Source organism: Paenibacillus sp. AGC31 (genome assembly GCF_057334655.1).
On the sequence record NZ_JBHFJH010000028.1, the window covers coordinates 252,127 to 266,176 of the forward strand.

The 14,050-nt window shown below is 44.0% G+C and carries 13 protein-coding genes; 9 read left to right on the top strand and 4 right to left on the bottom strand.

What is annotated here, in order from left to right:
• Positions 1-117: 117 nt before the first annotated feature.
• Together ACE04G_RS15405 and ACE04G_RS15410 are read right to left on the bottom strand one after the other, a co-directional pair.
• Positions 118-1,515 (bottom strand): TrkH family potassium uptake protein, encoded by a 1,398-nt coding sequence (locus ACE04G_RS15405; RefSeq protein ID WP_221819506.1) that lies wholly within the window; start codon positions 1,513-1,515, stop codon positions 118-120.
• On the bottom strand, positions 1,499-2,164 hold the full coding sequence (locus ACE04G_RS15410) for a potassium channel family protein (protein ID WP_221819505.1): 666 nt from the start codon (positions 2,162-2,164) through the stop codon (positions 1,499-1,501). The genes ACE04G_RS15405 and ACE04G_RS15410 overlap by 17 nt, the downstream gene beginning before the upstream one ends.
• A 315-nt stretch (positions 2,165-2,479) precedes the next feature.
• On the opposite strand from ACE04G_RS15410, the gene ACE04G_RS15415 reads away from it, so the two are divergent.
• From ACE04G_RS15415 to ACE04G_RS15435, 5 genes are all read left to right on the top strand, one after another.
• Complete coding sequence (locus ACE04G_RS15415) at positions 2,480-3,385, top strand: ABC transporter permease (RefSeq protein ID WP_221819504.1); 906 nt, start codon at positions 2,480-2,482, stop codon at positions 3,383-3,385.
• Between the two features lie 15 nt (positions 3,386-3,400).
• Positions 3,401-4,291, top strand: a complete 891-nt coding sequence (locus tag ACE04G_RS15420; protein WP_127545810.1) for a carbohydrate ABC transporter permease — start codon at positions 3,401-3,403, stop codon at positions 4,289-4,291.
• Between the two features lie 82 nt (positions 4,292-4,373).
• On the top strand, positions 4,374-6,122 hold the full coding sequence (locus ACE04G_RS15425) for a sensor histidine kinase (RefSeq protein ID WP_449004495.1): 1,749 nt from the start codon (positions 4,374-4,376) through the stop codon (positions 6,120-6,122).
• A 4-nt stretch (positions 6,123-6,126) separates the two neighbouring features.
• Entirely contained in the window at positions 6,127-7,806 is a 1,680-nt protein-coding gene (locus tag ACE04G_RS15430) for a response regulator transcription factor (protein WP_449004496.1), read from the top strand.
• A 305-nt stretch (positions 7,807-8,111) separates the two neighbouring features.
• On the top strand, positions 8,112-9,755 hold the full coding sequence (locus ACE04G_RS15435) for an extracellular solute-binding protein (RefSeq protein ID WP_449004497.1): 1,644 nt from the start codon (positions 8,112-8,114) through the stop codon (positions 9,753-9,755).
• A gap of 81 nt (positions 9,756-9,836) precedes the next feature.
• On the opposite strand, the gene ACE04G_RS15440 is transcribed toward ACE04G_RS15435, so the two are convergent.
• Together ACE04G_RS15440 and ACE04G_RS15445 are read right to left on the bottom strand one after the other, a co-directional pair.
• Entirely contained in the window at positions 9,837-10,097 is a 261-nt protein-coding gene (locus ACE04G_RS15440) for a hypothetical protein (protein ID WP_145317749.1), read from the bottom strand.
• A 94-nt stretch (positions 10,098-10,191) separates the two neighbouring features.
• The gene (locus tag ACE04G_RS15445) at positions 10,192-10,320 is read right to left on the bottom strand and encodes a DUF4023 family protein (RefSeq protein WP_047842809.1); all 129 of its coding nucleotides are present in this window, start codon (positions 10,318-10,320) and stop codon (positions 10,192-10,194) included.
• A 206-nt stretch (positions 10,321-10,526) separates the two neighbouring features.
• Between ACE04G_RS15445 and ACE04G_RS15450 the strand changes: the two genes are divergently transcribed.
• The 4 genes from ACE04G_RS15450 to ACE04G_RS15465 all read left to right on the top strand — a co-directional run bounded on the left by ACE04G_RS15450 (position 10,527) and on the right by ACE04G_RS15465 (position 14,005).
• Positions 10,527-11,279: a TrmB family transcriptional regulator gene (locus ACE04G_RS15450; RefSeq protein ID WP_221819501.1), complete on the top strand. Its 753-nt coding sequence runs from the start codon at positions 10,527-10,529 to the stop codon at positions 11,277-11,279.
• 127 nt (positions 11,280-11,406) lie between these two features.
• Complete coding sequence (locus ACE04G_RS15455; RefSeq protein WP_221819500.1) at positions 11,407-12,570, top strand: MFS transporter; 1,164 nt, start codon at positions 11,407-11,409, stop codon at positions 12,568-12,570.
• Between the two features lie 227 nt (positions 12,571-12,797).
• Positions 12,798-13,364 carry a sugar O-acetyltransferase gene (locus tag ACE04G_RS15460; RefSeq protein WP_221819499.1) on the top strand — a complete coding sequence of 189 codons (567 nt, stop codon included), beginning with the start codon at positions 12,798-12,800 and terminating at the stop codon, positions 13,362-13,364.
• 38 nt (positions 13,365-13,402) lie between these two features.
• Positions 13,403-14,005, top strand: coding sequence for a sugar O-acetyltransferase (locus tag ACE04G_RS15465; protein ID WP_221819638.1), 603 nt, complete (start codon positions 13,403-13,405; stop codon positions 14,003-14,005).
• The last annotated feature ends 45 nt before the right edge of the window (positions 14,006-14,050 follow it).

Sequence of the window (14,050 nt, forward strand, 5' to 3'; positions counted from 1 at the left end):
CCCCTTAAGCAGACATCTGTCGTTTGCGATAAGGGGGCGTTTTGCTATGGAACTTGTTTTGAACTAAAAAACAATTACTTTTCCACAAAAGGATTAACATGTCCTTAGTACGGTATGTTAACCAATAAGGACATGGTCCTCTGCATAACCGATTTTGGATGTGCGTTTCTTCTGAGCCAGTGCAAAAGCCAGAGTTAATGGTCCCAATCGTCCTGCAAACATCGTAATAGAGACTATAATTTTACCGGCAACACTCAACTCACTTGTCAGACCCATCGAGAGTCCTGTGGTGCTAAATGCTGAAGTGGCTTCAAACAGAACATCCAGAAAATGATTTTCAAGAATGCCTTCGGATATGGAGAGAAGAATGGAGATCCCTAGCACAAAGGCGAGAGAACTTAAGACAACAGCGAGTGCACGCATTACTGTTTCTTCTGCAATTTTACGCTCAAAAGCATGAATCTGTCCGCCGCCCCGAAATGTTTGTATGGTCGCAAGAACAAGGACCACAAAAGTATTGATTTTAATTCCTCCACCTGTTCCGCCGGAAGAAGCCCCAATGAACATTAGAATAATAATGAAAAATTGAGATGTGGCCAACATACTTCCAATGTCAATGGTATTGAATCCAGAGCTTCGAGGAGCGGTGCCCTGAAATAGAGAAGCCCATATACGTTCACTGTAAGATAAATCAGCGAACGTTGAAGGATTCCAACTCTCGAGTAAAAAAATGGTAAGGAATCCAATCAAGTAAAGAGAAAAACTACCGATTAACACAATTTTTGAATGAAGAGAGAGCTTTCTCCATGAACGTTTGCGGAATACATCCACAACCACAATATAACCCAGGCCGCCAATGATAAAGAGTGTAATGACCGTAAGATTAACAATCGGGTCACCAACAAATGGGGTGAGGCTATCACTCCAAAGAGAGAAACCCGCATTATTGAAGGCAGAGATGGAATGGAATATGGCGTAATAGAAAGCTTGTCCCCATCCCAAATCGCTCTGCCAGCGCAATGTAAGAACCACTGTAGCCAGCGCTTCAAAAGCAAAGGCTATAAGTACAATATACATGGATAGCTTAACCAGACCTTGAGCTGAGGAGGTATTGGTAGCTTGTTGAATAAGAAGCCTCTGTTTCAAGCCAATCCGTTTCCCCAGAATAATGGCAACCATTACACCTAGTGTCATGAACCCCAGTCCACCAACCTGAATCAAAATCATGATGATGACCTGTCCGAATGTTGAAAAGACACTCCCTGTATCCAAGACAATCAGCCCATTTACACATATAGCAGAGGTTGCTGTGAACAAGGCATCAAGTAAACCGATGGAAGTCCCAGTACTTGAAGATATGGGCAGTGCAAGCAATATGGCTCCGATCCAGATGAGAGTGAAGAAGATCATCATGATGAGTTGGGGAGGACTCATATTATTTTTCAACTTGTTCACAATCGATTCAATGTTCGTCAGAGCCGAAGTTCCCGTCACGCGTTTATCTCTTTGTTTCATAATCACTCTCCAGATTTCGAATGTCATCGTTACTACCTATTAACAAGAGCATATCTCCCGCACGGACGGTGTCTTCCGCCATGGGCGAGATATTCAGGTTATTCCCCGTTTTGATGGCGATAACGGTACATCCATATTCAGCCCGAATATTGAGTTCTAGCAATGTCTTCTGATTCATGCTTAAGGGAGCTTTGATCTCGACCAGATTATAATCTGAAGACAATTCAATGGAATCTATGATGTTGTCTGAACTAAGCTGATTACCGAGTCTCGTGGCCATGTCACGTTCAGGGTAAACAATCTGATCCGCACCGATCTTGCTAAGCACACTACCGTGGTTATCATTTTTGGCCTTTGCTGTTACTTTGGGCACATTAAGTTCTTTCAATAACAGAGTGGTCAGTATACTTGCTTGCAGATCTTCGCCGATCGCAACAATGGCGTGTGAAAAGTTGCTTGCCCCAAGCTCCATAAGGACTGATTTGTCAGTACAATCTGCTTGTACGGCATGGGTTGCTACCGTTGAAATTTCCTGAACAAGAGTTTCGCTTTTGTCTACTGCGAGCACTTCATGCCCATTTTTAATGAGTGTGTGTGTCAAGCTTGAACCGAATCGTCCAAGACCAAGTACCATAAACTGTTTTTTCATAATATCCCTCATTGTAATCAAAATAAATAACGGTTTACTCTATATCCTAATAGGTAAATATTACATTACGTACACAGGATTGTAAGGTTTCATATTGTAGTTAACAAACCCTGTCCAACATATCTATGTCTATGCATATCTCCAAAAGAGTTCATTCTAATGCCTCAAGAATAGAATTGCAACTGATTCGTTTCTTTTTTGGGATATGCTGTTGAACTGTGGAAAGCAGTCAACAAAAGATACCCAAAGTAAATAGCCCACACTATTGCGGTGATCTGGCTGCTCCTATAATAAACGTTGAAGGAGGAGTCAGCTATGCGTTCCAACTACAAACAATTTATCCGAAACGTTCCGCTTCATCTTATGATTCTGCCTGGACTGCTCATTATTATTGTATTCGGTTACATTCCGATGGCAGGTCTCTCTATTGCCTTTCAGAATTTCTCTCCCATTGCCGGATTCAAAAATCTAAATTGGGTGGGTTTGGACAATTTCAGGTATCTGTTCGATCTGCCGGGGTTCTCGCAGGTTGTATGGAATACGGTATTTATATCGACGATGAAAATTGTGTCCGGCTTGGTAATTCCGGTACTTGTAGCCTTATTGCTCAACGAGGTTCGCAAGACAGGATTTAAACGAACGATTCAGACGGTGATCTATATGCCTCACTTTTTCTCATGGGTTATTCTGGCGGGAATCATCGTGGATGTGTTATCTCCAAGCACCGGGATCGTTAATATGTTGCTGAAAGCCGTGGGCATTGACCCGATTCAATTCCTGGCCAGTAACGAGTGGTTCCCTTACATACTTGTCATCACAGACCAATGGAAAGAATTCGGATTTGGGACCATTATCTATCTGGCTGCCCTCACTAATATTGATAAATCTCTGTATGAGGCCTCTGTTATGGATGGTGCGGGAAGATGGAAGCAGACATGGCATATCACGCTGCCAGGCATTCGCCCGATCGTCATTTTGATGGTAACGCTTAGTCTGGGTAACGTACTTAACGGTGGCTTTGACCAAGTGTTCAACCTCTATAATCCATTGGTATATGAATCAGGAGATATTCTGGATACGATGATCTACCGCATCGGATTGCAGGATGCTCAGTATTCTGTATCGACAGCGTTGGGTCTGATCAAATCTGTCGTGTCTTTCATTTTTATCGGACTTGGTTATTTCTTGGCCTATCGGTTCGCGAATTATCGGATATTCTAGAAAGGAGGCAGAATCATGCACCATGCTTCAAGAGCCTATCGGTGGTTTCTAGGGTTTAACTACGTCATCCTGACGATTCTTGCCTTGTTATGCCTGTTCCCGATTGTGAATATATTAGCGATTTCATTTAGTTCAAGTGATGCGGTAAAAGCGGGAAGCGTCACATTCTGGCCTGTCGATTTCACGTTGTCCTCCTATCAATACATTCTGGAAAATCAGCAATTCCTGAACTCATTCGGCACAAGCCTTCTTCGTGTCGTTCTGGGGGTTACGACCAATCTGATCTTCACGATTCTCGTAGCTTATCCGCTCTCCAAAGAGGCTGCCAAATTCCGTTCAAGAACGTTCTATGCCTGGATCTTCGTATTCACCATGTTATTCAGTGGAGGATTGATCCCGGGTTACCTGGTGGTTAAGGAAGCGGGGCTGTTGGATTCCATCTGGGCTTTGATTCTACCGGGCGCCGTTCCGATCTTCAATGTACTTCTAATGCTTAATTTTTTCCGGGGATTGCCGAAGGAGCTTGAAGAAGCTTCCTGGATGGATGGGGCAGGACATTTCCGCACCCTATGCAGCATCTATCTTCCTATTTCTCTTCCCAGTATCGCGACCATTACGCTGTTTGCCATGGTGGGACACTGGAATGCCTGGTTCGATGGCATGATCTACATGAAGAGCCCGGAAGGCTATCCGCTGGCTACATATCTTCAGTCCATGTTACAGCAGGTGACGATGATTCAGAGCGAGATGATGACGCTAGAGGATGCAACGCTCTTAAGTCAGGTATCGGATAGAACAACCCAAGCTTCCCAGATCTTTTTGTCCGTTATTCCGATTCTGCTCGTGTATCCGTTCCTGCAGCGGTATTTCGTTCATGGGCTTGTCGTCGGAAGTGTAAAGGGATAAGATCGATAGGAGGAAAACCGATCGATGGAAGGAGCCGATTACTGGCTCCTTTTTTGCTATTGAGGAGAGGGGAGATGGAATATTGAGAGTCATCCAGGGGAGATGGAGAGAGTCATCCATTGTCGTCAAACTGATGATTGCTTTTGTACTGGTCATTCTGCCCTTGTACGGGATAAGCATTATGATTACGCAACTCAGCTCCAAACAAATGCAGACGGAGGTGGAGAAAGCACATGAGTCCAAATTGTACTTCTACCATAATCATCTGCAATTCGAATTGGAGCGAATGAGTGCACTAGTTACCGAATTTTCATTTGATGAACCCATGTCCACGCTAAGTACACGAGCCGCGATTATGAGCAGATATGAAGTCACGTCCAGTCTGAACAACATTCACAATAAGCTGGGTCAGATTATGGTGACGAGTCCCTACATTAGTGATGTGGTGTATTATGTTCCCGCTCTGCATAAACGAGTCAGTGCGGTGGACGGGATTCGGGACGTAGAGGATACCGAGTGGAAGAATCTGCTCGCGACGATGGGGAATCTGAATGGCGAATTATCGCATTCCAATAACGATCTCTATTTCCTGAAAAGTAATCCGTATAACATGAACCATGAGGAGCCACCTAATTTCATATTAGGGATACGCTTGTCTGCTGAAGAACTGAAACACCGTTTGCAGCAGCTGTCGGAAACGGGTGAAAGTGAGATTACACTGAGTTTTGGTGAACAGCAACATGTAGTGATCTCTTCTTCAGAGCAGCCAGCATCTGTAAACCCGATTCGAACAGTTTCACCTGAACCATCCGAGTCCATGCAAGTTACGAAGTTCCAATCTGATCCATATCTCTATTATTCGTTACATGATAAGGATCACTCGTTCACGCTGACAGCCACTATTCCGCAAGATGTGCTGAGCGCACCGCTGGAACAATACAACGTATGGTTATGGATGGTGACCTTCATGTCGGTTGTGATCATTGTTGTCTTCTCGTTTTCGATCTACAGATCGATTCACCAACCCTTAGCGGTGCTCATTCGAGGATTCAGGATGGCAGAGCAGGGCCAGACAAGCGTACATATTCCTTCATCCAGACGGGATGAATTCGGCTATTTATACTCTCGATTCAACCATATGATAGAGCGCTTACATATTTTGATCGATGAGAATTATGTTGCACGGATTCGAACAAGTGAAGCGGAACTGAAGCACCTGCAATCCCAGATTCAACCTCACTTTCTATACAACAGTCTATTCAGCATCAAACAAATGGCTGAAGTGGAGAATGTGGAGCTCATTCAGGAATTCACCGACTACCTGGGTCAATATTTCAGGTATATGTCCCGTGATTCTCATACGGAAGTATCGTTGGGGGCTGAGATTGACCATGCGCTGGTCTATGCGTCCATTCAAAAAATCCGGTTTGGTTCGAGGATTCAATTGGAATTGGAGGATCTGGATGCAAGGTACAGAGTTATTTCTGTTCCCAGAGTCATGATTCAGCCGATCGTAGAGAATGTGTTTGAGCATGCACTAGCCAAACGTAGCAAGGGAGGTATTCTACAGGTTTCGTACCAAAAGGATCAGGATAACCTGTCTATTCGCATCGAGGATGACGGGGATCAGTTAACCGACGCAACATTGAATTACTTGCAATCCTCCTTCGAAGAGACAGATCGGAAACATGGAAACGAAGAGATAACCGGGCTAATGAATGTGAATCAGCGATTAAGAATCAAATTCGGGGCTGTCTATGGTCTTACAGCACAGCGAAGTGAGCTCGGTGGATTGTGCATTATAGTGAAGATTCCATGGAAAGGGGAGTAGGATTATGCAGCGGATGCTTATTGTCGATGATGAACCTGTTATTCTGGACGGACTGTATGCGTTCTTTCAAAAAGCAAATCTACAGGACATGGAGATAATCAAGGCATACTCTGCCTATGAAGCTATTGATTGGTTGAACTTGGTAAAGATTGATATTGTACTCAGCGATATCTGTATGCCTGGCATGGATGGCATGCAGTTGATTGAGCAGATTATGGACCGGTGGCCACGATGCAAAGTTCTATTACTGACGGGACATAACGAATTCGATTATGCACACCAAGCCATTCGAAATCCTTGCGTTGTTGATTACCTGTTAAAGACAGAGGGCATGAACCACATTCGGGCTGCAGTAGAACGGGCATTAGCACAGATCTCGGAAGAGAATGATTTTCGCTACCAAGCTGCCTGGTTTCGCAGTAAATTACCGCGAGCGCTGCCCCAGTTACAGCGTCAATTGCTGCTGGATGTACTTAAGCGAACGGATAGACATGATACCGTTTCACTTCAAGAAGAACTGGATGCTGTGCAGCTACCTTTCGAATCCGATCAACTCGTTATTCCAGTGATCATCCGGGTAGAAGAATGGAACAACTATCAATCCCAGGCGGATCGCAGTCTAATCCGCTATGCCGTTGCCAATGTTGCGGAGGAGTTGCTGCAAGACAAGGCCAGGGTGAAGGCGATTGATCTGGACACTCAGGTCATCGCGTGTTTTATTCAATCGCAAGAGGCGCATTCGTCACACATATCTAATACGCAAGGGGAACGAGGGAGTCAGCCGGACAGCTGGAACCAGACCCTTCGTTTTGTCTATGGCACACTGGAGTCTGTGCAGCAATCCTGTGCGGACTGCCTGAACCTGTCTGTTTCCATTATGGTCAGCGAGCAAGCGGTAGAGTGGAGCAGGGTTAATCAGGCGATCGCGCAGTTACGCCTGTCGATTCATGAGAGCCCAGGGTTTGGGATGGAGAAGCTCTTGCGTGTAAATATCCAGGATGAATTGCCATACACCCCTAGCATTATGAATCAACAGGGTGTTGTAGCGCTGCATCTGGATCAGATCAAACAGCGAATAACCGCCGGGGATCGAGAATGGATAGAGTCATTCCATAAATGGACCGAGGCGGCGAAGGAGGGACTTCAAGATCCGTTCTTTCGTATGAAAACGTATACGGGTGCAGCAAGTATACTTATTGAAGTCCTGCATGAACTAGGGTTGTACGAGTCGGCAATGGACGAAATATCGCTGTCCCAAATGCTGCATTTTGACATCCATACGGCATGGTCCGATCTGGTCATCTTTTATCAATCGGCATACGAATGGATGATCTCGAAACGAAGCGATGCCCGCGTGAACGACCAATCACAGATTCTGATTACGATCCATCAATACATCAAGCACCATCTGGAGGATGACCTCTCACTCACACGGATCGCACAGGAAGTCTCTCTTAACCCTTCTTATCTGTCGCGTTGGTATAAACGAATTACAGGTAAAGGCATATCCGACTACATCCATGACCGTAGAGTGGAGCGAAGCAAAGAGTTGCTTCTGGGTTCTTCTTGCAAGATGCATGAAATATCTGCGAAGGTTGGATTTAGTGATCAACATTATTTTTATCGTTTCTTCAAAAAAGCAACAGGCTGCACCCCTCAAGAGTATCGGGATCAGAAAAGTTAAATGATATTTCAAATGGTAAATCAAAGATACCAGATGTCAACGGGGTACACTCGAAGTGATAGCGCTTTCTTTATAAAATAAAATTATATATAAGATGAGTCAAATTAAACCATGAACGGAGAGAGCAGAAAAAAACTGAAGAAGCGAAGCGTTCACCTTTATCAACAGATTTCTCCCTTAGAAAAAGGGATAAAGGAAATCTGGGGATAACAGTGATCGGAAGGTTATTCTGCTATCGGAGTGGATGTTTAATATTTATAGTTCATCTTATATACCTCACGGGAGGAGAAAAAAGGGGGATTCGCATGAATATATCATTCAAAAAGTTCTCATTATTAACATTAACCATGGTGCTGGCCACCACGCTTGCTGCCTGTTCGTCTGGTGCGGGAAGTGCCGAGAATGAAGCAGCGCCGAATACACAGCAGGATGCGGGAGGACCACTTACGAAATATGACCCACCCATTAAATTGACTTCCACCATGAATGAAACAGGGAAAGAATCGCTCGCCCAAGGAGATACACACGCCAACAACATCTGGACCAGAGGGTACAAGGATGAACTCGGTATTGATGTAACGTACGAATGGATCGTTCCGGATGCCAATTATAACGATAAGATGAATGTCACGCTGGCGAGTGGTGATCTGCCGGATGTACTGAAAGTGAGTGCTGTTCAATTCGAACAACTTCATGAAGCGGGAATGCTGGAGGATCTGACCGAAGTATATGACAAGTATGCATCCGAACTGGTGAAGGAGTTCATGTCTGCTGAGGATGGAGCAGGTCTGAAGCCGGTAACGAAGGATGGGAAAATATATGCCATGGTAAGCTTCCCGGGCTCGCTGGATTCTTCTGATATGATCTGGATACGCCAGGATTGGCTAAAAAAGGTCGGTCTTGAGGCACCCAAATCCATGCAGGATGTCATCCAGATTGCAGAAGCCTTTACCTTCGAAGATCCAGACGGAAATGGCAAAGATGATACGTACGGAATTGCCTTGAACAAAGATTTACCTATAAATGCGTTCTTGCTCGGTTATCATGGTTACCTCGAAACCTGGATTAAGGATGCTTCAGGTCAAGTCGTGAATGGAACGATCCAACCGGAAGTGAAAGAAGGATTGCGTGAACTTCAGACTCTGTATCAGAAGGGTGTGCTTGATCCCGAATTTGGCGTGAAGGATTTTGCTAAAATGATGGAGGATGTGAATGCAGGCAAGTCAGGCATGTTCTTCCTGCCACAATGGGCACCTTTTCAGGTTAGCAGTATGATTAAGAAAGACAAAAACATCGACTGGATGGCTTACCCGGTTCAATCGATTGATGATCAGCCAGCCAAAACACAGAATCATCTTAGTCTGGGCGGTATATTTGCCGTTCGCAAAGGCTACGAGCATCCAGAAGCGTTGATTAAACTTCTTAATTTCCAGGCTGAAAAAATGTTCGGTGAGTCTGCCAAGGAAGAACGGGCTGCTTATTTGAATGGACTGACAGGTCTTGGTTTTCATAATGCGACAGTCTCCAATCTGCCAGCCAACAAAAATGTGAAAGCACAGGATGAAGTAGAGCAGGCGCTAAAAACAGGAGATACCTCTGGATTGGAACTCGAAGCGAAGCTGTTCTATGACGATATTATGGATTATCGGAATGGGAATCTCGATAAGTGGCATATGGAGCGTATCTTTGGCCCAGAGAGTTCACAAGGTGTGATTAAATACTATCGGGATAATGACCTGATTGTTATGAATGAATTCATCTATGCACCAACGAGAACGATGAATACGAAGCAAGCAACACTTGACAAACTGAGAGCCGAGACGTTTCTGAAAATCATCTATGGTAACTTGTCGATTGACGAGTTCGATAACTTTGTAGCCAATTGGAAGAAACTTGGCGGGGATCAGATCACAAAAGAAGTGAACGACACCATCGCAGCTAACCAATAAAAGGGTTGAATTTCATAAGATCAAAGAAAAAATAGAAATGGTGCGCTCCCCTAAGGAGAGGCACCGTTTTTTTAATTGGGTTTATCTGCGTTTCAATAACAGAACCCCACTGATTTCAGACGTTTTGTAGCGGTATACCACTTTGAATCCAATATCATTGTCCAGCAAGCAGTTCAGTGCATTGATCAGCCGTGCACCGGGAACCAGTGTGAACGTACATGGAGATGTATTACCAATTACACGCACACTTTGGATTCTGCGCGCAGAACCGGGAATGAGCGGATTTCTAGACCAATAGATTAATACCAGATCCGGTTGTGGAACAGCATTGACACGAGCCATCCTAATCATCTCTTTTCTATTAAGGTTCTTAATAGTAGATGAAAAAAGGATGAAAAGGTGCTAGACCATAGACATGCTGTTTAATAAATAGACCCTACTTATTCGTGGAGTGTTGCTTCGATGGTAATTTGTCCCCCGGAGTTCCTTTACCATTGTTTTTGTTATGGCGTGCTTTTTCGGCATTTTCGTTAACTTTTTTCACAAAATCTTGAGTACTCTCCATCTGTTCCTACAACTCCTTTCATAAGCGAAATGTGTATTCCGATTCTTAATATAACCATTGAAAAGTAATTTTATTTGAGGTACATCCCTAATACTTATTGCGATACGACTTTCACCAAGATCAATTGGGACATACTGGACATGGGCAGTATAGCCGTCTAAACTAGATAGACCAGACACAATAAGAAGGGATGCGCCTATCCAGACATGTTGCAGAAATTCGGTTTTACACAATATGAAAGTCAGGTCTATGAGGCTATATTTGCACAGGATGAACCGCTTGATGCCACATCCATTGTTAATCACTCCAACGTCCCCAAAGCCAAGATCTATGAAGTGCTCAACCGGTTAATCGACAAGGGAACGGTGCTAACAACGATGGATGGGAAGAAAAAATTATATATGGCCGTTGATCTTCAGTCCATTATCCATAAGATTAAGGCAGATTTCGAGAAAGATATTGAGGAACTGAAGCGTTACAAAATCAAACGTACATTCACGGACGAGCATATCTGGACGTTAAAAGATGAATCATCTATCGCATCGAATATTGAACAGCTTATCGAGGAAGCAGACTCATCGATTCTTTTTCTTGCCTGGAACGAGCGAATGGAGAAATATCGTGAACTGCTGGAGCGGAAAGAAAAGCAGGGCGTGTACGTTGAAGTGCTTGCCGTTGGGGGAATGGAGACATCCTTAACCCGGAAATACTCGTTGATTCCATTGCTCGACGCACCAGAGCCTTCACAGCTGCTCATTGTGGATCATGCGTATCTGCTGTTTGCCGGTGTAGAGCATGATTCTTGGAGAGCGATCAAGACGATGTCCAAACCGATTGTCAAAGCAATGACCGATTATTTCTACCATGATGTTGCCCTTACTCAAATTACCAAAAAATACGGTGACCAACTGTTACAGGATGCTGAAATCGAGAAACTGCTCACCAGATTGATCTATTAAAACTATTCTCTCGCAGGATAGTTTTTTTTTGTTATATCTTTGTTTGAAAAAAACATGAAAATAACTATTGAAACTTTCATTTTTATGGGTTACTATCGTAGTTGTAACTTTTTAAGGAGGATTCAACATGAATAAGAAAGTATATGTGCTTGCTATCGCAGCATTTGTGGTCGGAACCGTTGAACTGATCTTGGGCGGAATTTTGGACCTGATTGCTACGGATCTTCATCTATCCCTGGCGAAAGCCGGGTATTTAATCTCTATTTTCTCACTTGTCTATGCGTTGTCTGCGCCGATTTTGTTAAATATGACGGCCAGATTCGAGCGTAAAAAAGTATATATGTGTACGCTATTTGTTTTTCTGATCAGTAACCTGATCTCTGCATTCAGTACCAGCTTTTACATGCTGATGGCGGGCAGAGCACTCGGAGCCGCAACGGGTTCACTTATTTTTGTGCTCTCCCTGACCCTTGCAGCACGTATTGTGGAACCACAATACAAAGGACGTGCCGTGGGGATCATTACCATGGGAGGCAGCGCATCGCTTATCCTGGGTGTACCTCTTGGAATCTTTGTAGGTAACTTGGCAGGCTGGCGTGAGGTGTTTATGCTGATCGCTGTTCTGACAGCAGTGGTTATGGTGGCCATCTGGATTGCGATGGACCGTGTGCAGCCTATTCCTGCTGTATCCCTGAAGAAACAGCTAACGGCTCTGTGGAATCCAAAAATGTTGGCAATCCACGCTACGACTTTGCTTGTGCTTGCGGGTCATTTGACTTTATATGCGTATTTCACACCGTTTCTGCAAGAAACGCTGGGTGCCAGCGCCACGATGGTTACCTTTATCTATATGATGTTTGGAATCGCAGCTGTTGCGGGTGGAGGCATAGGTGGCATGTTATCCGATCGTCTGCACCCTGCTAAAGCCATTGTCATTGTGCTGATTCCCTTTATCGTGAGTATGGCTGTCATTCCGTTCAGTGTGGGATTGCCTTTGATTGCCTTCTTACTGCTGTTAAGCATCTGGAGTGCACTGAGCTGGACCGTTACGCCTGTACAGAATAGTCTCATTATCAAAACTTCGCCGGAAACAGCTGAAACGCTAATCAGCACCAACTCAGGTATTGCACATGCAGGTATTGCACTGGGTACCTATATCGGTGGCATGGTGATTGATCATTCATCGATTCTGAACACTGGATGGGTTGGTTCTGTGCTGGTTTTGCTTGGTTTGGTGTCTGCCATCTATGCCATTAGCGTTAAGGAAAAAACCGTTCAGGTGGTTGCTTAGAATAAAGAAATTGGAGATTGGATAAAAGGCTTGAACCTCTGCATTCCCATAGTTTAATGGGTGTAGAGGTTTTTTGTTGTTGATACGCTAGAGTACACGTCAGAAGAATAAACCATTTTCATATGGAGCAAAACTTGCTTTATTCATGGTAATCTATATAATTAAAATAGTTTTTAAAAGTATTATTTAATGTTTGGTTACATGTTGTTATTGAGGGAGCGGTGATCATGACTACGAAAACGGAAAAACAAAAAATGCTGGATGGCGAGCTGTACATGGCTTCGGATCTTCAATTGTCTGAGGACAGAGAGTATGCAAGGAAAATGACGCGGACGTTCAATCAAACGACGGAAACGGAGGGTGAGCTTCGCACCAAGCTATTGAAAGAACTGTTAGGATCTACAGGTGAACATCTGGGCATGGAACCTAATATTCATGTGGATTATGGATATAACATTCATGTAGGCAATCATTTTTATACCAATTTTAACTGTACAATATTAGATGTGTGTGAAGTTCGTATTGGAGACCATTGCTTAATGGGGCCAGATGTACATATCTATACGGCTACTCATCCACTCCATCCGCATGAACGCAATACGGGTGCAGAATATGGCAAGCCAGTCACGATTGGCAATAATGTATGGATTGGTGGTAGAGCCGTTATTAATCCGGGGGTTACCATTGGAGACAACGTGGTCATTGCTTCTGGGTCTGTGGTTACAAAGGATGTTCCCGATAATATGATCGTGGGCGGCAATCCTGCTAGAATCATTAGAGAGATTGAGCTTTAATTTATTTTAGATAGAAGATGGGAAGTGCTTACGGAATGATGACTGAAAAAGAGAAATCCCAATTAGGGCTCTTGTATAACGCCAATTATGATCAAGAGTTAATTGAAGAGCGTATACATGCCAAAGGGCTTTGTTATGATTATAACCAGCTCCATCCAGCCAAGATCAATGAAAGAGAAGCGATAATCAAGAAACTGCTGGGGAAAACGACGGATCGTTTCCTGATTGAACAGCCATTTGTATGTGATTACGGCTATAATATTGAAATTGGTGAGAACTTCTATAGCAATCATAATATTGTCATGCTGGATGGAGGAAAAATCAGTTTTGGAGATAACGTTTTTGTTGCTCCCAATTGCGGATTTTATACTGCAGGCCACCCTTATGATGTTGAGCAGCGCAATGAAGGTCTGGAGATCGTTGGACCCATCACGGTGGGCAATAATGTATGGATCGGTGGCGGTGTGACAGTTCTTGCTGGTGTGACGATTGGAGATAATACGATCATCGGCGCAGGGAGCGTAGTGACCAAGAGTATACCGTCTGGTGTGATTGCTGCGGGTAATCCTTGCAGGGTCATTCGCAAGATAACGGAAGAAGACAAAACAAAGTACAGCAGGGATGTAGTGAAGAACATATAGTGAAGAATAAATAGTGAACAATGTGATCGTAGCTAATGAGAATGC